We start from the raw sequence: 19,445 nt of genomic DNA on the forward strand, positions 1-19,445 counted from the left end.
TTATTCCCGGTTAGCCAGTTGTTCCTGCTGGTTTTCGACCTTCTCCCTAGCAGCCCTTGTCAGCAGCCGCTGATAGAACAGGCCGATGCCGATCAGCACGGCGCCCAGGCCGATGAACGACAGCGCGCGCAGCACGCCTTCCAGCTCCGACATGTCGAAGAGGAAGACCTTCAGCACCGCGACGGCGATCAGCACGGCCGACGCAATGCGCAGCACCTGCGACCTCAGCCAGACGCCGGCGGTGAGCAGCGCCACGCCGATGGCCAGCCAGAGCGCCGAATAGGTGTAGGTCTCAAGCTGGCCGAGCCCGCTCCACAGGCCGATGAACTCGCCCTTGAACAGGCGCCGCACCGACAGCGTCGCATAGGCGAAGGCGAGCAGCGAAGCGATAAGCGCCAGCATCGCGGCGTACCATCGCGGGCGCTTGTCGCGGACGTATAGCGCCAGCGCGCCGGCAGCGACAGCCGGCAGCAGATAGGCGATGAACAACAGGTTGAACACGGGGATGGTGCCGGTCGATTCGTCGGTCAGCAGCGGGTTCAGCACCACGAAATGCCGGATGACGATGAAGGCGACCGAAAGCACGCCGGCGGCCATCGAGCCATAGCGCAGCACCGAGCTCGGCGAGCGCATGTCGATCGCAACCAGGATCCCGCCGGCGCCGAGCGCGATCAGCGTGTAGATCGCCTGCTCGCCGAGCGTAACGGCGCCGGTGTCGATGACGCCGCCATGCATGGCGTGGCGCACCAGCATCGCAACGGCAAGCAGCGCAAACAGTGCTGACGCCGCCTCCATGGCGAGACGCGGCCTTCCATTGGTGGTGCGAGCAAGCTGCCAGGCGGCAAAGCCGAAGGCGAGCGCCGGCACGCCGTAGCCAATCAGCAGCCAGTTGAAGACCGGCGTTCTCGACAGTGTCGCCGCGCCGACGATGGTCGGGTCGAAGGCGACGCGACCGAGCACGGCAACCGCGGCACCCACCGCTATCCAGCCAAGCACCGGATAGGAGCGCCAGCGCGTCGCAAGCGCAGGCACGATGGCTGCGGCGCCAAGAAGCATGGTCGTCCAGCCGGAACCAAAGGCCATGTGCAGCATCAAAAGGCCAGCGACGCCGGCGCCGGCAAGCGCGAAGGAGACGGCGGGGCCGCCGCCGAGCGGCGGCTCTTCGCTGCGCGCGATCCACTCGCCGCCGGCGGCAAAGACCAGCCCCAGAAGCAGCCCCGGCAGCGCATAGCCGAGGTCGCGGTCGATATCGCCGAAGGTGAGCCAGAGCGCCGTGAGCACGACCAGCGGCGCAATGACGCCCCATGCCGCCCATGAGGCGGCAAGGGCGGGCGCGGCAGCCGCAAAGCGGCGCGCGGCCCAGAAGCCGGCCCCGATGAAGACAACGGCGAGCGCGATGCCGAGGCGGAAGGTCAGCGTGTCGGATGTCGCCAGCGGCTCGGCGCCCAGGCCGACATCAAGCGCGTCGGCGCCGATGGTGGCGGGCGGAATAATGCCGAGATAGATCAGCACCGTCGCCAGGCCGGCGGCGAAGACCAGCGGTAGCGCGCGCGGCCGGTAGAGCGCCACCGCCACAAGCGCCGCGAGCAGCAGCGCACCATGCAAGGCGTCGCCCGCCTTGGCAAAGACCGGATCGACCGAGAGCCCGAGCGCGGTCAGCGCAACGAAGAAACCGGGCGCGATCGAAGGCCAGTCGAAGCCAGACTCCGCCTCGTCGCGCCGACTGAGCCAGACCAAAGCAAGCACGGCGAGCGTGGCCAGGCTGACGAACACCACCGCGGCGAGGTTCATCTCCGGCGCATCGGTCATGTAGAGGATGGTCCAGATGCCGGTGCCGGCGAAGGCCGCCGCGACCAGCGCCTTCCAGTCGCGGATGCGGGCTATTGCGGCGGTGGCGGCAAGCACGATCGCCAGATAGACGAACAGCGCCCAGGGGTTGGGGGCTTGCGAGGCGACCAGCGCCGGCGTGACCATGGCGCCGACGAGGCCGATGCCGGCCAGCGCCAGGCCGTGGACCAGCGAGGCGGCGATAGCCGCGACGCCGATCGCGCCGAGCAGCGTGAAGGCCAGCGCCGGGCCGATGAAGCCATAAATGCCGTGCGCGGCATAGACGGTGCCGAACAGGATGAAGGCGCCGGCTGCCGTCAGGATCGACGGGATATAGGCGCCGGCGGCGCCCTGCACCGGCACCCTGAAGCCGGTGCGGCGGATGAACTCGGCGCCCGCGATCAGCACCAGGCCGAGGATGCCGGCCATGGCGAGGCGCACGCCGGGCCCGAAAATGCCGGCTTCGATGGTGTAGCGGATCAGGAACAGGCCGCCCAGCGCCAGCGCGATGCCGCCGACCCACACCGCCCAGCGCGTGCCGAGCGCGGTCTCGACATCGGTCTGGCGTGCCGCCGCCGCCGGCGGCGCAGCCTCGGTCGGCGCGGCAGGTTGCGCCGCTTCGGCCGGCTCTGGGGGTTCGGTGGGAGTCCCCTCGCCCGCTTCTTCCAGCGCCTCGACCTTGGAAGCGTCGGGCGTCGCGACAGCGGCTTCGGCTGGGGCAGCCTCACCAGCCATCGGCGAAACACCGTCGGCCACTGTGGCGGGCGCCCCTGCCGGCGCGCCTTCCGTGGCGGCGCCCGTCTTGGGTGCGGGCTGCGGAACACCCGAAAGCACCAGGCTGCGCAGCGCGCCGAGCTCGCGCTCGATCAGGCCGATGCGGGTTTGCTGGCGCGAAATGATGACGAATAAGGCGATGACCGCGGCAATGGCAATCAGGCTGAAAAACATGGCGGTTCCCCTCAAAACCGTGCCGGTCGTCGCCGACAAATGCGGCAATGAGACGGCTATTGAAATCAGCGCGTTGCCGGCCTGCAAGATCGAGCATGTTTCGGCGTCGATTGCCAGCAACTTGACGCTTTGTCCAAAGGCGATAGGTCTAAACGGCTGAAACTCGAGCCGGAAAATTACCTGCCGCTGGCCGCGAAATACTCATGCTATTCTCTGACGCTCGCTGAAATTGCCAAGAGGATGACCGATGCCGCAGCGAAGCGCGGGCCTGCTGATCTATAGGCGAACCGCCGGTGTGATGGAGTTCCTGCTGGTTCATCCCGGCGGCCCGTTCTGGGCAAGGAAGGATGAAGGCGCCTGGTCGATCCCCAAAGGGCTGATCGACGACAATGAGGATGAACTGGAGGCGGCCCGTCGCGAGGCCGAGGAGGAGCTCGGCGTCGCCATCGACGGCGACTTCCAGCCCGTTGGCAGCTACAAGCAGCCGGGCGGCAAGATCGTGATTGCCTGGAGCGTCGAAGCGGACATCGATGCGGATGCCGTCAGGAGCAATATGTTCACCATGGAATGGCCGCCAAGGTCCGGCGCCAAGAAGGAATTCCCCGAGGTGGACAAAGCCGGCTGGTTTTCGCTTCCCGAAGCCGGCCAAAAGATCCTGAAAGGCCAGCGTCCCATCCTCGACGATTTTCTGGAGCGGCGAAGCGCCGGATAGGGCCGTCCTACCGTCCGGCGATTGCCTTCACCGCCACCTGATGGCGGCGCAGCGCGGCCAGGAAGCCGGCGCGGGCGTCAGGCGGCTCGATGCCGCGCGGCTCATAGACATGGCGGGTGAAGAAGAAGCCGGTCAGCCGGAAGGCGTCCTCCAGCGCCGCTTGATCGGCGCGGAGCCCCGAGCCGCGCTGCAGGAAGGCAGGCAGCGCCAGCATCTTGTCGCGCCAGGGCTCGCCGGCGGCGCGCGAGACGGCGCGTCCGGATTTCGGCGAGACATAGGCGAGGTCCTGCCTCGAACCGGTCGCCGCGCATTGGCTGAGATCGAGGCCGAAGCCGAGCTCGTCGAGGATAAGCAGCTCGAAACGCGCCACCAGCTCGCCCGCGGCATCGGCGTCGTCGAGATGGGAGATCATCACGGCCAGCGCCTCGTAGAGGCCGCCATGGGCATCGCGCTCGGGCAGGAGCCGCAGATGCGCGGCCATGGTCTGCAGCCCGTAGACTGCGACGGCGCTGTCCATCAGCCGGGCGGCGTTCATCTCGATCGCCTCGGCTTGGAAGACGCCGAGATGCTCGTCGAGGCGGGCCCGCCACAGAAGGTCGACGCGGTTGCCGGGCTGCAGCACCGGCTGCTGCTTGCGCGAGCGGCCGCCGCGCACGAGACCGAGATGGCGGCCATGCGCACGCGTCATCACCTCGAGGATGGCGCTGGTTTCGCCATGCTTTCGGGTGCCGAGAATGATTCCCTCATCGCGCCATTCCATGGGCCAGAGCTTTTCACCTGTTGGGTGGCGAAATCAAGATTTCGGCACGCGGCGCGCGATATGTGCTGACAAAGGAATGCCGATGCATCACGCTCAGCGTTCGTGATCGGCGAGCACTTCGTCGATCACCCGGCGCTGTCTTCCGACCTCGGCCTGGTTGCCGTCGTGTCCGGCAACGACGATGAGCGCCTTCCACAACGTCCAGCCGCGGCCGCGCGCCCAGGTGGGTTCGTCGACGGCGATGCGGGCGCGAAACGCCTCGCGGCTTTCGCCTTCGAACAACGTCCAGGCGATCGCCAGGTCGCAGGACGGGTCGCCAACGCCGGAGGTGCCGAAATCGATGACGGCGCTCAGGCGGCCGTCTTCGACCAGCAGATTGCCTGAGGCGACGTCGCCGTGGAACCAGACGGGCGAACCATGCCAGGTGGCGGCAAGCGCCGCCTCCCAGACGATGGCAGCGGCCTGCGTGTCGATCTCGCCTTCGAGCGCGGCGATGGCCTGCCTCGCCTCGCCGTCATAGACCGTCAGCGGTCCGCCGCGATGAAAATTGTGCTGGCCCGGCGCTGGCCCGCCGATCGGATCGATTCCCTCCAGCGCGACCAGGAAATCGGCGAGTGTTGTCGCGAACGCGCTGAGATCGGCGATGCGTGCGGTCTTCGCCGTCTCGCCTTCGATCCACTGGTAGACGGACCAGTGCCACGGATAGCCCGCCGCCGGCTCGCCCATGGCGAGCGGCGCCGGAATCGGCAGCGGCAGATGCGGCGCGAGCTTCGGCAGCCAACGATGCTCCTTCTCGACCTGCAGCGAATAGGGAGCCGCACTTGGCAACCTGACCGTCATTTCGTCGCCGAGATGGAAGGTGCGGTTGTCCCAGCCGCCGAACGCGACCGGTTTCACCGGAAGATGCCGCCATTCGGGAAACTGCGCGTCGATCAGCCGGCGCACGAGATCGGTGTCGATGGCTGGTTTGGGTTCATGCATGTCGTCGTCTCAATGCTGACGAGGCATTCCTAGACGACAAGGACCAATTTGGCTTCATGCATGTCGTCATCCCAAAACCGCTTCGCACTTTTGGGCGACATCCATGTTTGTCTTAGGCATGTCGTTATCCCAAAACCGCTTCGCACTTTTGGGCGACATGCCTCAGTTGGGAAACTCCAGCCCCATCTCGCGGTAGCGTTCGGGGTCGTCGCCCCAGTTCTCGCGCACCTTCACGAACAGGAAGAGGTGCACCTTCTGCTCGAGGATCTCGGCGATCTCGGCGCGCGCCGCCTGGCCGATGGCGCGGATCGTCTCGCCCTTGTGGCCGAGCACGATCTTCTTCTGGCTGTCGCGCTCGACATAGATGACCTGCTCGATGCGCACCGAGCCGTCCTTCTTCTCTTCCCATTTCTCGGTCTCGATATGCGAGGAATAGGGAAGCTCCTGATGCAGCCTGAGATAAAGTTTTTCCCGGGTGATCTCGGCCGCGAGCTGGCGCATCGGCAGGTCGGAGATCTGGTCCTCCGGATAGTACCAGGGGCCGGAGGGAAGCGTCTCGGCGAGGTAGTCGAGCAGGTCCTTGCAGCCTGAGCCGGTCAGCGCCGAGACCATGAAGGTGCGCTTGAACGGCACGCGTTCGTTCGCTGCCGCGGCCAAGGCCAGAAGCGTCTCCGGCTTGACACGGTCGACCTTGTTGAGGACGAGCAGCATCGGCTGCTGGACGTCCTTCAGCCGGTCGAGTATGGCGTCCGCGTCGCCTCTGATGCCGCGCTCGGCGTCGATCAAAAGCACCACGACATCAGCGTCCTTGGCGCCGCCCCAGGCGGTGGTGACCATCGCCGTGTCGAGACGTCGCTTCGGCTTGAAGATGCCGGGCGTGTCGACGAAGACGATCTGCGCATTGTCGTGCGTGGCGATGCCGCGCACGATCGCGCGCGTCGTCTGCACCTTGTGGGTGACAATCGACACCTTGGCGCCGACCAGCTGGTTGACCAGTGTCGACTTGCCGGCATTGGGCGCGCCGATCAGCGCGACGAAGCCGGAGCGCGTGGCAGGCGTTTCTGAACGTTCGGTGCCGGTCATGCAGCGCTCCATACGCCTTCGCGCAACAGCAGCACCGCAGCGGCGGCCTGCTCCGCCTCGCGTTTGGAACGGCCGCTGCCGATGGCCGGCGCGAAGGAGCCGACCTTGACGCTGACGGTGAACAGCGGATCGTGGTCGGGCCCCTCGCGGCCGTCGACCCGGTAGGCCGGGACGGCGCCCGACGCCGCTTGGTGCGCCCATTCCTGCAATTCGGTCTTGGCGTCGCGGCGGGCGGCCCCTATCGCCTGCGAGCGCGGCTGCCAGTAGCGATGGATGAACGCTCGGGCAGTCTCAAGGCCACCATCCAGATAAAGCACGGCAATCAGCGATTCCAGCGCGTCGGCGCGCAGGTTGGTGCGCTTGCGGCCTTCGAGGTTGCGCACATCGGAGCCGGCGCGGACCAGTGCCGGCAGGCCGATCTCCTCGGCGATCCCGGAGAGCGCCTCGGCATTGACCAGCGCGTTGAGGCGCAGCGACAGCTCGCCCTCGGCGGCATCGGGGAACGCGGCCAGCAGCATGTCGGCCACGACAAGGGCGAGGACACGGTCGCCCAGGAATTCGAAGCGTTCGTAGTCGACGCCGGCATGGGTCGAACGCGCGCTGGCATGGGTCAGCGCGCGCTGCAAACGCTGGCGGTCGGCGAAGACGTGGCCGGTGCGCTCGACAAGCGCTTCGGCAAGGGCATCGGCGGTCAAACGCTTGGTGGCCACCATGACCTTAGTGGACGAGATGGAACAGGCGCCCGGCGCGCATCAGCGACGGCCACTTCCAGATTTCCAGGGGGCTTGCGCCATCGGCAATCGAGAAGAAGATGATATTGGCACGGCCGACAAGGTTCTCGGCCGGCACGAAACCGACGGTGAAGCGGCTGTCGGAGGAGTTGTCGCGGTTGTCGCCCATCATGAAATAGTGACCGGGCGGCACGTCGAACTCGCGCGTGTTGTCGCCGATCGAATTGGGCGTCAGGTCGAGCGTGTCATAGGTGACGCCGTTGGGCAGCGTCTCGCGATAGACATCGACGGGGCGGTCCACCTCGGTGATGTCGGGATTGTCGATCTGGCCGACCTTTTCGCGCGGCACAGCGGTGCCGTTGATGAAGAGCTGGCCGTCCTTGACCTGGATCTTGTCGCCAGGCAGGCCGACGACGCGCTTGATGTAGTCGACGGACGGATCCGGCGGGAATTTGAACACCACCACGTCACCGCGCTTGGGCTCCGAGCCCCAGATGCGGCCGGAGAAGACGTTGGGTCCGAAAGGCAGCGAGTAGCGCGAATAGCCGTAGGCCCATTTGGTGACGAACAGATAGTCGCCTTCGAGCAGCGTCGGCCGCATCGAGCCGGACGGGATAGAGAAGGGCTGGAACAGCAGCGTGCGGATGACGAGCGCGAGCAGCAGAGCCTGGATGATAACGGAGAAGGTTTCGCCAAGCCCGCCGGATTTCTTCTGCGATTTTTCAGCCACGCTCATGTCGTCCTCGATTGTGCGTTGGTTGGTATAGAGTCTCGGCGCGCGCTGGGCAACGTCATGCCGCCCGTGGTCAGATGGAATCAATGTGGCGCTTGTTCGGCGGGCACTGCCTCGATGATCACAAAGGCTTGAGCAAGCGGAAAATCGTCGGTGATGGTGAGGTGAATCAGCGCGCGTTGGCCCTTGGGCAGGATTTTTTCCAGCCTGGCGGCAGCGCCGCCGGTGAGCGCCATGGTCGGAGCGCCGCTCGGCAGATTGACCACGCCCATGTCGCGCCAGAACACGCCCTCGGCCATGCCGGTGCCCAGCGCCTTTGCGCAGGCCTCCTTGGCTGCGAAGCGCTTGGCGTAGGAAGCGGCGCGGGCCGCGCGCTTTTCGGACTTCGCCTGCTCGACCTCGGTGTAGATTCGCTGGATGAACCGCTGGCCATGCCGTTCCAGCGACTTCTCGATGCGTCTGATGTCGATCAGGTCGCTGCCGATGCCGATGATCATTCCGCGGGCACTTCCCGTCCGCCTTGTCCCGCCTTCTTGGCTTGCTCGGCCATGCGTTTCTTGCGCTGCTCACGAAACACCGTCATGCCCCATCGGGTGACGCCGTAGAACAGAAGCCCGAAGACAAGGCCGAGCGGCACGGCGCCGATGAGCATCGGCTCCAGGATGGGGTGCCACAGCTTGGCGAAGGAAAGCGTATGCATCATTTCGCCCAGATGCTCAGGCGGCCCGTGCTTGGGCAGGCGCTCATGCAGGATGAGCTTGCCGGTCTCCCAGGACGCGCCCCACAGAAGCGGGAAGGTCAGCGGATTGCCGAAGAACACCGCGCCGAGCGCCGCCGCTACCAGATTGCCGGCAATCACCCAGCAGAGCACGGCGGCGATGACGAAGTGGAAGCCAAGCGGGAAGAAAGAGGCGAAAACGCCCGCCGCGACGCCGGCCGCGACGGAATGGGGCGTCGCCTTCAGCCGCAGGATGCGCTTGGAGAAATACTGAACGGAGCGCGAAAAGGAGCGGCGCGGCCACAGGTAAGTACGCACCCGCTCCAGGAGGCCATCAGGCTCTCGGCGTCGAAAAAGCACTCTGTTTCAGTTCCTGGTCCAACACGCGCTCCCCTGCAACAGGGTCGCGCCGACATATCTTGCGCTTCGAGGGCGCAGGAAGGCAACAAAACTTTGATATAGCGACGGCCAGGCCGCGGAACAACGAACCTGGCCGCGATGGTCTGCCGCAGCCTGCCTGGTTCGCCCGTCCTGCGCCAGACAGCGAACATGGCCTCGCCGCTCGGCTCACCGTTCATCGAGGGACGCGAGTTTCCGAAGGCTGCGGCCAATTATGCTCAGGCTCACACCCAGCAGCACGACATCCTTTATCAGGAAGGAACCTAGACCGTTGAGGAAGGGAAATCCTCCCGAGCCGGTTTCCCAGATAGGCAGGATGAGCATGGTGGACGATGTCAGCGCAAAGGTGATTGAACCCAAGGCGCCTCCGACGAGGCCAGCCCAGGCGCTGCGAAGTGATGCAATCAGCAGAAGCGCGGTGCCGAGTTCGACCACACCCAGAAAGTAGGACGCTCCTGCAAAACCAAAGACGGCGTAAAGCCATGCGAGCCACGGCGTGTTCTCGATCAATGGCTTAAGCGCCTCGATTTCGATCGAGGTGAATTTCAAAATGCCAATCAACAACAGCGGGAGCACCACTCCCAAAAGGGTTACCGCGCGGCCAACAGCGGCAAGCCAGCCGGCGGCCAGATTGACGTGCGTCCCGAACGGCGTGGTCGATGTTACAGGGGTAAACATAGCAAGCATCCTTCGGTTGTATGCATGAAGCATATAATATTTCGGCCTTGATGTATATGCGCCAAGCATATATTTTTCACAAATGACTGATTCCAAGATCGAAAATGTGATTGGCGCTCTGGCGCTTGCATTCGCGGACACATTGCAGCGGGACGCTCAGGCCGAGGCGCCGGAGGCTGGTCCCGCGGCTGCGGCTGTCACCCTCATTGGCCACGTACCGGGCCTGTCGATCGAGAGGCTGCGCCGCGCCCTGAGCTTGTCGCATTCGGGTGCCGTTCGCCTCATCGATCGATTGGTCGCGGAAGGATTGGCGGCTCGGTTCGCGGCGCCCGACGACCATCGCGCCGTAGCACTGAGGCTCACGCCTTTGGGCGAGACAACCTGCAATGCCATTCTTTCCGCCCGCCAGAGCGGGCTCGCGTCAGCGCTCGCCGTTCTGGATCCGCAAGAGGTGCAGGAATTCGGCAAACTTGCCGCCAAGGTGCTGCGGGGATTGGTCGGCAGCGAGGATCAGGCATACCGTATTTGCCGGCTCTGCAACTATATCGCTTGCCTCGAATGTCCGGTGGAAGCGGAACTGTCTTTGGCGATGGCTACGCCGGATACTCGCTGACCTCGACCAGATTGTCGTCGGGATCGCGGAAATAGACCGACGTCATCCTGCCCCGCGCGCCGATGCGCTCGACCGGGCCAACTTCGACCGCGACACCGTTGGCTGCGAGGCTGGCGAGGATATCGGCAAGTGGCACCGCCGCAACCAGGCAGAAATCGCCGGAGCCCGGCGTCGGCGCCTTTGCCTTAGGCTCGAAGGTGCGGCCGACCTCGTGCAGGTTGACCTTCTGCGATCCGAACAAAAGCGCCGTCGGCCGGCTCGGTTCATCGAGCCGCCGCATGCCCAGCACGCGCTGGTAGAAGTCGCAGGTCGCTTCGACCGAGCGGACCGTCAGCACGAAATGATCGATGCCAGCGATCATCGCGATCGCCACGCGCATCGCTGGCAAAGAGACTCAAGCAGCTCGCTCAAGTGCTTGTTCTTGCGCATGGCGACTTCAGATGTTGCGGCTACCCGGCTTGACGGCTGGAATAGCGGCAAGCTCGGGCGGCAGGCGATCGGGTGGATAGGCCGGAACCTCGTATTCGGCGAGCGCGATCAGCGGCACGCCGACGTCGGTCTTGCCAGCCGAGCGATCGATGATGCAGGCGGCCGCCACCACCTCCGCGCCGAGCTCGCGCAGACAGTCGATGGTTTCGCGGATCGAGAGGCCGGTGGTGACGATGTCCTCGACGATGACGACACGCGCCCCCTTGTCGATCTCGAAGCGGCGGAGCCTGAACTCGCCGCCTTCCCGCTCGACCCAGATCGCCGGCGCGCCGAGGTGGCGCGAGGTCTCATAGGCCGGGATCAGGCCGCCGATGGCCGGGCCGACGACATAGTCGATCCTGCCCGGCACGCCTTCCCGGATCTTCTCGGCCAGCGCCTTGCACAGACGCTCGGTCTTGTCGGCATGCATGAAGACGCGCGCCTTCTGCAGGAAGATCGGACTGCGCAGACCGGACGTCAGGATGAAATGGCCTTCGAGAACCGCGCCGGCACCGCGGAATATGCCCAGCACTTCGTCGGTGTTCATTGTTCGCTCCCTGCCCTTGGCGAGTGGTGAATGGTGAGTGGTGAACGGTAGTGAGAACACCTTCTATTCACTATTCACTATTCACTATTCACTATTCACTATTCACTATTCACCCATTGACGCGCCGCGCATCGCTGACGCTCGAATTGTCCTTAAGCTGCGACAGCAGCCGGTTGAGGTGCTTCAGGTCCCAGACCTCGAGGTCGATCAGCATCTCGGTGAAATCGGGCGCGGTGCGCACCATCGACAGCGTATGGATGTTGGCGTCGTTGGACGCGACGACCTGCGCTATGTCGGCGAGCGATCCCGGCGCATTGATGGCGGTGACCGAGATGCGCGCCGGAAAGCGCTCCTTGGTGCTCTCGTCGATGTCCCAGCGCACGTCGATCCAGCGCTCGGGCTGGTCGTCGAAGGCCTGCAGCGCCGGCGACTGGATCGGATAGATGGTGATGCCGGTTCCCGGCTGGATGATGCCGACGATCCGGTCGCCGGGCACCGCCCCTTCCGGCGCGAAGCGCACCGGCAGGTCGCCGCGCACGCCACGGATCGGCACCGCGCCGTCGCGTTGCTGGTCCTTGCCCTTGCGCGCGGCGCGGCCGGGCATCTGGAAAAGCATGCCGGCGGCGTTGCGGATCTTCGACCAGCCCTCCTCGCGCTGCTTGGACGCCGCGACCGTGACCCGCTCGTCCTTGTAGTCGGGGAAGACCGCCTTCATGACGTCGGTCGATGCAAGCTCGCCGCGCCCGACGGAGGCCAGCACGTCCTCGATGTCCTTGCGCGCCAGCCGGTGCAGCACCGGCTTCAGGCTTTCCTTGGTGAAGTTCTTGCCGGCGCGCTCGAAGGCGCGTTCGAGGATGCGGGCGCCGAGCCCGGAATATTGCTTGCGGATGGCGTTCTTGGTGGCGCGGCGGATGGCGGCGCGCGCCTTGCCGGTGACGACGACCGATTCCCAGGCGGCAGGCGGCACCTGCGCCTTGGAGCGGATGATCTCGACCTCGTCGCCGTTCTTCAATTCCGTCATCAGCGGCATGATGCGGCCGTTGACCTTGGCGCCGACGCAGGTGTCGCCGACATCGGTGTGTACGGCGTACGCAAAGTCGATCGGGGTGGCGCCGCGCGGCAGCGCGATCAGCATGCCCTTGGGCGTGAAGCAGAACACCTGGTCCTGGAACAGCTCCAGCTTGGTGTTTTCCAGGAAATCCTCGGGATTGTCGCCTTCGGCCAGCTGCTCGATGGTGCGGCGCAGCCAGGCATAGGCGTTGGTCTCCTTGGAGATCGCGTGCGCGGCGCCATTCGTCTTGCCGCCGGTATCCTTGTAGATCGAGTGCGCGGCGACACCGTATTCGGCGATCTTGTTCATCTCGCGGGTGCGGATCTGCAATTCGACGCGCTGGCGCGACGGACCGACGATGGTGGTGTGGATGGAACGGTAGTCGTTCTGCTTCGGGGTCGAGATGTAGTCCTTGAAGCGGCCGGGAACCATCGACCAGGTGGTGTGGATAGCGCCGAGCGCGCGGTAGCAATCCTCGACCGTGTCGACGACGACACGGAACCCGAAGATGTCGGAGAGCTGCTCGAAGGAAAGCGCCTTGGCCTCCATCTTGCGGAACACGGACCACGGCTTCTTCTGCCGGCTTTTGACGCTGGCTTTGATCGAATGCTTTTCAAACAGGCCCGACAGCGCCTTCTCGATCTCGTCAAGCACGCCTTTGTTGCGCTCGAAGATTTCAGCCAGCCGCGCGGTGACGGCCCGATAGGCCTCCGGATTGATGTAGTGGAAGGCGATCTCTTCCAGTTCCTCGCGCATGCCCTGCATGCCCATGCGTCCGGCGAGCGGCGCATAGATGTCCATCGTCTCCTCGGCGATGCGCAGGCGCTTGGACTCGGGCATATGGTCGAGCGTGCGCATGTTGTGCAGGCGGTCGGCGAGCTTGACCAGGAGAACGCGGATATCCTCGGAGATCGCGAGCAGCAGCTTGCGCAGGTTCTCCGCCTGCTCGGCCTTCTTGGAGACGAGGTCGAGCTTCTTCAGCTTGGTCAGGCCTTCGACCAGCTTGCCCATTTCGGGGCCGAACAGTTCGTCGATCTCGGCCCGGGTCGCGGTCGTGTCCTCGATCGTGTCGTGCAAAAGGGCAACCGCGATGGTCGCCTCATCCATATGCATTTCGGTGAGGATGGCGGCGACTTCCAGCGGGTGCGAGAAATAGGGATCGCCCGAGGCGCGCTTCTGGTGGCCATGCTTCTGCATGGCGTAGACATAGGCCTTGTTGAGCAGCGCCTCGTTGACGTCAGGCTTGTAGCGCTGCACGCGCTCGACAAGCTCATACTGACGCATCATGGGCGGGATCTCGCGGTGCTGAAATGAATCATGCGCCGCAGTTGCTTGCGGCGCATGCCATAGATAGCCACGAAACTGACGATACGGAAGTGCCGGATGCTTGATCCAGACGGGTTCCGGATGCGCTTAGTAGTCGTCGCTCTTTTCCGGCGGCACCAGACCCTCGATGCCGGCGAGCAGGTCTTCCTCGCTCATACGGTCGAAGGCGATGTTCTCTTCCGCATCGTCGGTGTCGGCGGCAGCGGTGGCGGCGCCGGTCTGATCGGCGATCGCCTCGCCGTCGGCCTCCGGCTCGTCGACCTCGACATGCTTCTGCAGCGAGTGGATCAGGTCTTCCTTGAGGTCGTCGGGCGACAGCGTCTCCTCGGCGATCTCGCGCAGCGCAATGACCGGATTCTTGTCATTGTCGCGAGGAACGGTGATCTGCGCGCCCTGGCTGATCTGGCGGGCACGGTGGCCAGCGAGCAGCACGAGCTCGAAACGGTTGTCGACCTTGTCGATGCAATCTTCAACGGTTACGCGGGCCATGGACTGCCCCTTTCATGCGTGGATTTAATGGAAAACTGGCGGGCTCCATAACAAGGACGCCACCGAAACACAAGCTTTATGGCGGCAGCGACCAAAGCATAAGCCCTTGCCCGGCTCAACAACCGGACATCGCTCTGCTCCCACATAGTGCCGATCACAATTGCTTGCAATGCGCGTCCGCGCCCTTGGATATCCACAAATCTGGCGCTATCTCGGATGAGACGGCAAGAGGGACCATTTCCGAGCCTGTCCGTCACGCCCAATTTAGATGACAGAAATTTTTGAAAAGGGATATTTTTCAATGTTCGATCCTCGTGAAAAGATCGCCCTTTTCATTGACGGCGCCAATCTCTACGCCACCTCGCGGGCGCTGGGCTTCGACATCGACTACCGCAAGCTTCTGTCGAGCTTCCAGAAGCGCGGCTACCTGCTTCGGGCCTATTACTACACCGCGCTGGTCGAGGATCAGGAATATTCCTCGATCCGGCCGCTGATCGACTGGCTGGACTATAACGGCTTCAAAGTGGTGACCAAGCCCGCCAAGGAGTTCACCGATTCGACCGGCCGCCGCAAGATCAAGGGCAACATGGATATCGAGCTGACCGTCGATGCGCTGGAACTCGCCGATGTCGTCGACCATTATGTCATCTTCTCCGGCGACGGCGATTTCCGCACGCTGGTCGAGGCGCTGCAGCGGCGCGGCCGCAAGGTCTCGATCATCTCGACCATGGCTTCGCAGCCGCCGATGATCTCCGACGACCTGCGCCGCCAGGCCGACCATTTCATCGATCTGATGACACTGAAGAACGAGGTCGGTCGCGACCCATCCGAGCGGCCGGTCCGCCGGCCCGAGCCGGCCGAGGTCGACGAGGACGATTATTGAGAGCGGCAGCGTTGAGCGCCGCGCCCTCCCCCGAACCCAGCCGTGACTGTCCGCTCTGCCCGCGGCTGCACGACTTCATCGCCGGCTGGCGCGAGCGCGAGCCCGGCTGGTTCAACGCGCCGGTGCCGACCTTCCTGCCGCCGGAGGGCGAGGCTTCGGTCAAGCTTCTTATCGTCGGGCTGGCGCCTGGGCTGCGCGGCGCCAACCGCACGGGGCGTCCCTTCACCGGCGACTATGCCGGCGACCTGCTCTACGGCACGCTGATCGCGCAGGGCCTGGCGCGCGGCGAATTCAAGGCAAGGCCCGATGACGGGCTGGAACTCGTCGGCACCGCGATCACCAATGCGGTGCGCTGCGTGCCGCCGGAGAACAAGCCGGTCGGCGCCGAGATCGCCACCTGCCGCACCTTCCTCCAGCCGACGATCGCAAGGTTCGCCAATTTGCGCGCCATCCTGACGCTGGGCTCGATCGCGCATCAGTCGACGGTGCGGGCGCTGGGGGGACGTGTCGCCGCACTTCCCTTCCGCCATGGCGGGCGGCAGGAAGCCGGCGGCATCACACTGTTCTCCAGCTATCACTGCTCGCGCTACAACACCAATACCGGCGTGCTGACACAAGAGATGTTCGTCGACGTCTTCAAGGAAATCGCGGCGTTCCTGCACGGCTGACAAGACTGCCGGCGGGGTTCATACCGGCAACAGCGCGTCGGGCTTGACGTCGCCGATCGAGGCATAGGTGTGCGTTTCCTTCACGCCCGGCAGCGGCAGGATGACCCGCTTCAGAAAATCCTGATAGGCGCCCATTTCCGCAATTCGGGCCTTCACCAGATAGTCGAAGCCGCCGACGACCATGTGGCACTCCAGAACCTCGGGGGCCCTGATCACGGCCTCGGCGAAGCGGTCGAAAATATGGGGTGCCGTGTGATCGAGCCGCACCTCGATGAACACAAGGGTGCCGCGGCCGATCTTTCGCGGATCGAGCACGGCCCTGACCGCGGTGATGAAGCCTTCACGAAACAGACGCTTCACCCGCTGACTGGCGCCGGTTGGCGACAGGCCTACTCGGGCAGCGAGATCGAGAGTCGTGTGCCGCCCGTCCTCCTGCAGCAGGCGAAGCAGGCTGCGGTCGATATTGTCCAGATCGCCGTCTTCAGGATTCACGCCGGAAATGCCCTTCATCGGTGAATCTCACTCAAGTCTTGCAAAAACAGCGTATTTCATCGCGGATTTTTCGACAATAGCCTGTGCTTGACCAAGCGAGGCCGAGGCAGTTTCCACTTCATCCAGCGAGAACGACAGGCAGGTACCTAGATGGCACGGGACCGCAATACGAGGCTGGCGATCATCGCGGGCTTGGCCATGATCGGCATCTACGCCGTGCAATTTGTTGCCGCCCGCTTCAGTCTCAGGGAACATGTGACGTCAACCGATCTGGCAACCCTGCGTTTCGTCGGCGCCGGCATGGTCTTGCTGCCAATTACTTGTCGAAGCGGCGTGGCGACGATGCAAATGTTGGGTTGGAAGCGCGCCCTGGCGCTGGCGGCTTTGGCCGGACTGCCATATCCGATCATCATCAACTGGGGCCTGACCTATGCGCCGGCCGCGCATGGCGCGGCGCTCTGTCCGGCGTCGATTGTCTTCTTCTCGTACCTGCTCTCGCAAATCGCGACCACCGACCAGGCCTCACGCCAACGAACCATCGGCATCGTCGCCATCATTGCCGGCCTGATGCTCTTCATTTCGCCCGCAGATACAGGCCTCGGCATGACGGACGTATTCTTCGGCGATCTCCTGTTCATCGGATCGGGCGCGATGTTTGCCAGCTACGCCGTGCTCGTGCTGCGATGGCGCGTCGATCCGGTGACGGCGACCGCCAGCGTCGTGCTGCTGTCATGCCTGCCGCTGCCCCTTGTCTACCTATTTGCGCCGACCGGCCTTCATGCAGCGCCGGCCGCCGAAATCGCCAGCCAGATCGTCATCCAAGGATTTCTGGCAGGTGCGGCCGCCATGTTTCTCTACACCTTTGTTGTCCGGCAGTTGGGATCGCAGACGGCATCGCTGTTCATGCCCTGCGTGCCGATCGTGACCGTCATCGTCGGCATGGCGGTGCTCGGCGAAACGCCGACAAGTGCCCAGCTTGCCGCCATCGCAATCATGGCGGCAGGCATGGCATTGTCAGCTTTTGCCAAGCCCATGGCCGAAGCCGCCCGACCGCGAACGGGACAAAGCCGTCCAGGCGGTCACGGCGTTCCTGAAGCGCTGGATTGAGGCGCCGGCGCGAACAGTTCGGTCAGCCTCGCCGGTCCGCCCTTCAGCACATTCAGGTCGACATCGCCAACGATGCCGTCGACACGGCCCGTGTCGAGATATTGCCAATAGATCCAGTCGTCGTCGTTGAGCGGCCCGCGCAGCGAGCGCAGCCAGCGCTGGCGAACCGCGATATGGGCGGAATAGGTCGGCGCCATCTCGTCGGTGATATAGATGATGGCCGGCTTGCCGTAGGCTGCCTCGACCGGGCCCAGGAATGCAAGCAGCTCCGCGTTCAGCTCGGCGGGCGACGGGCGCCGCGGACAATTGCCGTGGAACTCGATGTCGACGACCGGCGGCAAAAGCTGCTCGCCACGCGGCACCGCCGAGATGAAGTTCTTCGCCTGATCGGCGCCCGGACGGCAGAAGGTGAAGAAATGATAGGCGCCGACGGCGAGACCCGCCGCGCGGGCCTGGCGCAAATTCTCGGCAAAGGCGTCATCGACATGATCGCCGCCTTCCGTGGCCTTGATGATGGCGAAGGCGACATCGTCAGCCGCGACGCGCGGCCAGTCGATCCTGCCCTGGTGATGCGAGACGTCGATGCCCCTTATGGGAAATTCACCGCGATCCGGCGGGAAAGCGCGAGGCCGGAAAAAGCCTTCCGGCCAAATGGCGAGCGCCAGAAAGACGAGAGCCAGGGCCAGGACAATCAAGCGGTTCCTCAAGCCTTGGCTCCCCTGCCGCCCTGCCTGGAATAGCCGGCGTCGCTACCCGCGCTCCTTGAGGAGCCGCCCCTTCTCGCGCGACCAGTCGCGCTGCTTTTCCGTCTCGCGCTTGTCGTGCAGCTTCTTGCCGCGGGCAATGGCGAGCAGCAGCTTGGCGCGGCCGCGGTCGTTGAAATAGATTTTCAGCGGCACCAGCGTCATGCCTTCGCGCTCGACGCTCTGCGAGAGCTTGGCCATCTCGCGCTTGCTGACCAGCAGCTTGCGGCGCCGGCGCGGCTCATGGTTGAAGCGGTTGGCCTGGAGATATTCCGGCAGATAGGAATTGATCAGCCAGATCTCGCCGCCTTCGGCCGAGGCGTAGCTTTCCTGGATGTTGGCCTGGCCCTGGCGCAGCGACTTGACCTCGGTGCCGGTCAGCACCAGGCCGGTCTCGATCGTGTCGAGCACCTCGTAGGAAAAGCGCGCCTTGCGGTTTTCGGCGACCGTCCTGTTGTTGGGGTCGGCTTTCTTGACTTGATTCATAATGCGGAGAGGTGGCGCCTCATCCCTAATTTATCAAGCCGGCATGCTTCATGGCCGCGTCGAGCTTCTCCGCGGTCGAGGCCTCGACCGTCACCAGCGGCGAGCGGACCACGTTCTCGACCTTGCCCAGCTTCGACAGCGCGTATTTGGCGCCGGACACGCCGGGCTCCATGAAGATCGCCTTGTGCAGCGGCAGGAGACGGTCCTGCAGCTCGAGCGCCTTGGCGCTGTCGCCGGAGAGCGTCGCTTCCTGGAATTCGGCGCAGAGGCGCGGGGCGACATTCGAGGTCACCGAAATGCAGCCGACGCCGCCATGCGCGTTGAAGCCGAGCGCCGAGGCATCCTCGCCGGAGAGCTGGATGAAATCCTTGCCGCAGGTCATGCGCTGCTCGGAGACGCGCTCGACCTTGCCGGTCGCATCCTTGACGCCGGCGATGTTCTTGAAGTCGTGGCGCAGCCGGCCCATCGTCTCCGGCGTCATGTCGATCACCGAGCGTGGCGGAATGTTGTAGATGATGATCGGCAGCCTGGTTGCCCTGGCGACAGCGGCGAAATGCTCGTAGAGGCCGCGCTGCGTCGGCTTATTATAGTAGGGCGTGACGACCAGGGCAGCATCGGCGCCGGCCTTTTCGGCGTATTGCACCAGCCCGACGGCTTCCTCGGTGTTGTTGGAGCCGGCGCCGGCCACGACCGGCACCCTGCCCTTGGCCACCTCGATGCAGACCTTCACGACTTGGCGGTGCTCGTCATGCGACAGCGTCGGCGACTCGCCGGTGGTGCCGACCGGGACGAGGCCCTTGGTGCCCTCCGCGATCTGCCATTCGACAAACGCCCGAAAGGCTTTCTCGTCGAAACGCCCGCTCTTTTCGAACGGTGTGACGAGCGCGGTCAGCGAGCCTCTCAGCATATTGTCCAAACTCCCTTGGGACTTTTTGGGGTTGTTGATCCGTTAGTTCGCGCGCCTTCTAACCGAAAGCGAAGCCGCGCACCATAGTCTCGACA

At 64.5% G+C, this 19,445-nt stretch carries 23 protein-coding genes; 6 read left to right on the forward strand and 17 right to left on the reverse strand.

Features of this window, described 5'->3' with window-relative positions; translation table 11 throughout:
• Positions 1-2,775 carry a DUF2339 domain-containing protein gene (locus EJ067_RS05550; RefSeq protein ID WP_126085040.1) on the reverse strand — a complete coding sequence of 925 codons (2,775 nt, stop codon included), beginning with the start codon at positions 2,773-2,775 and terminating at the stop codon, positions 1-3.
• Between EJ067_RS05550 and EJ067_RS34470 the strand changes: the two genes are divergently transcribed.
• Together EJ067_RS34470 and EJ067_RS05555 are read left to right on the forward strand one after the other, a co-directional pair.
• Entirely contained in the window at positions 2,774-2,935 is a 162-nt protein-coding gene (locus EJ067_RS34470) for a hypothetical protein (RefSeq protein WP_189510420.1), read from the forward strand. The two genes, EJ067_RS05550 and EJ067_RS34470, sit on opposite strands and share 2 nt — an antisense overlap.
• A gap of 87 nt (positions 2,936-3,022) precedes the next feature.
• The gene (locus EJ067_RS05555) at positions 3,023-3,487 is read left to right on the forward strand and encodes an NUDIX domain-containing protein (protein ID WP_126085041.1); all 465 of its coding nucleotides are present in this window, start codon (positions 3,023-3,025) and stop codon (positions 3,485-3,487) included.
• 7 nt (positions 3,488-3,494) lie between these two features.
• Here the strand turns inward: EJ067_RS05555 and recO are convergent, their stop codons facing one another.
• The 8 genes from recO to EJ067_RS05595 all read right to left on the reverse strand — a co-directional run bounded on the left by recO (position 3,495) and on the right by EJ067_RS05595 (position 9,570).
• Positions 3,495-4,247 (reverse strand): DNA repair protein RecO, encoded by a 753-nt coding sequence (recO, locus tag EJ067_RS05560; protein WP_126085042.1) that lies wholly within the window; start codon positions 4,245-4,247, stop codon positions 3,495-3,497.
• A 93-nt stretch (positions 4,248-4,340) separates the two neighbouring features.
• On the reverse strand, positions 4,341-5,228 hold the full coding sequence (locus EJ067_RS05565) for an aminoglycoside phosphotransferase family protein (protein ID WP_126085043.1): 888 nt from the start codon (positions 5,226-5,228) through the stop codon (positions 4,341-4,343).
• Between the two features lie 162 nt (positions 5,229-5,390).
• On the reverse strand, positions 5,391-6,323 hold the full coding sequence (gene era / locus EJ067_RS05570; RefSeq protein ID WP_126085044.1) for a GTPase Era: 933 nt from the start codon (positions 6,321-6,323) through the stop codon (positions 5,391-5,393).
• Positions 6,308-7,024, reverse strand: coding sequence for a ribonuclease III (gene rnc, locus EJ067_RS05575; RefSeq protein ID WP_126085045.1), 717 nt, complete (start codon positions 7,022-7,024; stop codon positions 6,308-6,310). Before rnc ends, era begins: the two co-directional genes overlap by 16 nt.
• Positions 7,025-7,028: 4 nt before the next feature.
• Complete coding sequence (gene lepB / locus EJ067_RS05580; protein ID WP_126085046.1) at positions 7,029-7,778, reverse strand: signal peptidase I; 750 nt, start codon at positions 7,776-7,778, stop codon at positions 7,029-7,031.
• Positions 7,779-7,858: 80 nt separating this feature from the next.
• Positions 7,859-8,272, reverse strand: coding sequence for a holo-ACP synthase (gene acpS, locus EJ067_RS05585; RefSeq protein ID WP_126085047.1), 414 nt, complete (start codon positions 8,270-8,272; stop codon positions 7,859-7,861).
• On the reverse strand, positions 8,269-8,853 hold the full coding sequence (locus tag EJ067_RS05590) for a DUF2062 domain-containing protein (RefSeq protein WP_126085048.1): 585 nt from the start codon (positions 8,851-8,853) through the stop codon (positions 8,269-8,271). Before EJ067_RS05590 ends, acpS begins: the two co-directional genes overlap by 4 nt.
• A 207-nt stretch (positions 8,854-9,060) precedes the next feature.
• Complete coding sequence (locus EJ067_RS05595; protein ID WP_126085049.1) at positions 9,061-9,570, reverse strand: DUF417 family protein; 510 nt, start codon at positions 9,568-9,570, stop codon at positions 9,061-9,063.
• Between the two features lie 82 nt (positions 9,571-9,652).
• Here EJ067_RS05595 and EJ067_RS35640 point away from each other — a divergent pair, with 82 nt between their 5' ends.
• Positions 9,653-10,183: a MarR family transcriptional regulator gene (locus EJ067_RS35640; protein ID WP_126085050.1), complete on the forward strand. Its 531-nt coding sequence runs from the start codon at positions 9,653-9,655 to the stop codon at positions 10,181-10,183.
• Here EJ067_RS35640 and EJ067_RS05605 read toward each other — a convergent pair.
• From EJ067_RS05605 to rpoZ, 4 genes are all read right to left on the reverse strand, one after another.
• Positions 10,164-10,544 carry a VOC family protein gene (locus EJ067_RS05605; protein ID WP_126085051.1) on the reverse strand — a complete coding sequence of 127 codons (381 nt, stop codon included), beginning with the start codon at positions 10,542-10,544 and terminating at the stop codon, positions 10,164-10,166. The two genes, EJ067_RS35640 and EJ067_RS05605, sit on opposite strands and share 20 nt — an antisense overlap.
• A 75-nt stretch (positions 10,545-10,619) precedes the next feature.
• On the reverse strand, positions 10,620-11,198 hold the full coding sequence (gene pyrE / locus EJ067_RS05610; RefSeq protein WP_126085052.1) for an orotate phosphoribosyltransferase: 579 nt from the start codon (positions 11,196-11,198) through the stop codon (positions 10,620-10,622).
• 109 nt (positions 11,199-11,307) lie between these two features.
• Entirely contained in the window at positions 11,308-13,536 is a 2,229-nt protein-coding gene (locus EJ067_RS05615; RefSeq protein ID WP_126085053.1) for a bifunctional (p)ppGpp synthetase/guanosine-3',5'-bis(diphosphate) 3'-pyrophosphohydrolase, read from the reverse strand.
• 126 nt (positions 13,537-13,662) lie between these two features.
• Entirely contained in the window at positions 13,663-14,064 is a 402-nt protein-coding gene (gene rpoZ, locus EJ067_RS05620; RefSeq protein ID WP_040972027.1) for a DNA-directed RNA polymerase subunit omega, read from the reverse strand.
• A 301-nt stretch (positions 14,065-14,365) separates the two neighbouring features.
• On the opposite strand from rpoZ, the gene EJ067_RS05625 reads away from it, so the two are divergent.
• Positions 14,366-14,947: an NYN domain-containing protein gene (locus tag EJ067_RS05625; protein WP_059189095.1), complete on the forward strand. Its 582-nt coding sequence runs from the start codon at positions 14,366-14,368 to the stop codon at positions 14,945-14,947.
• On the forward strand, positions 14,944-15,615 hold the full coding sequence (locus EJ067_RS05630; RefSeq protein ID WP_189510423.1) for a uracil-DNA glycosylase: 672 nt from the start codon (positions 14,944-14,946) through the stop codon (positions 15,613-15,615). Before EJ067_RS05625 ends, EJ067_RS05630 begins: the two co-directional genes overlap by 4 nt.
• An 18-nt stretch (positions 15,616-15,633) precedes the next feature.
• Here the strand turns inward: EJ067_RS05630 and EJ067_RS05635 are convergent, their stop codons facing one another.
• Complete coding sequence (locus EJ067_RS05635; RefSeq protein WP_126085055.1) at positions 15,634-16,125, reverse strand: Lrp/AsnC ligand binding domain-containing protein; 492 nt, start codon at positions 16,123-16,125, stop codon at positions 15,634-15,636.
• Positions 16,126-16,257: 132 nt separating this feature from the next.
• On the opposite strand from EJ067_RS05635, the gene EJ067_RS05640 reads away from it, so the two are divergent.
• Entirely contained in the window at positions 16,258-17,214 is a 957-nt protein-coding gene (locus EJ067_RS05640) for a DMT family transporter (protein WP_126085056.1), read from the forward strand.
• Here EJ067_RS05640 and EJ067_RS05645 read toward each other — a convergent pair.
• The 3 genes from EJ067_RS05645 to dapA are packed head-to-tail and all read right to left on the reverse strand — an operon-like array spanning position 17,187 to position 19,350.
• Positions 17,187-17,921 carry a GH25 family lysozyme gene (locus tag EJ067_RS05645; protein WP_126085057.1) on the reverse strand — a complete coding sequence of 245 codons (735 nt, stop codon included), beginning with the start codon at positions 17,919-17,921 and terminating at the stop codon, positions 17,187-17,189. The two genes, EJ067_RS05640 and EJ067_RS05645, sit on opposite strands and share 28 nt — an antisense overlap.
• A gap of 42 nt (positions 17,922-17,963) precedes the next feature.
• Entirely contained in the window at positions 17,964-18,443 is a 480-nt protein-coding gene (gene smpB / locus EJ067_RS05650) for an SsrA-binding protein SmpB (RefSeq protein WP_041002108.1), read from the reverse strand.
• 25 nt (positions 18,444-18,468) lie between these two features.
• Entirely contained in the window at positions 18,469-19,350 is an 882-nt protein-coding gene (gene dapA / locus EJ067_RS05655) for a 4-hydroxy-tetrahydrodipicolinate synthase (protein WP_126085058.1), read from the reverse strand.
• Between the last annotated feature and the right edge of the window lie 95 nt (positions 19,351-19,445).

This window comes from Mesorhizobium sp. M1D.F.Ca.ET.043.01.1.1 (genome assembly GCF_003952385.1).
In the GTDB taxonomy this organism is placed as follows: Bacteria; Pseudomonadota; Alphaproteobacteria; order Rhizobiales; family Rhizobiaceae; genus Mesorhizobium.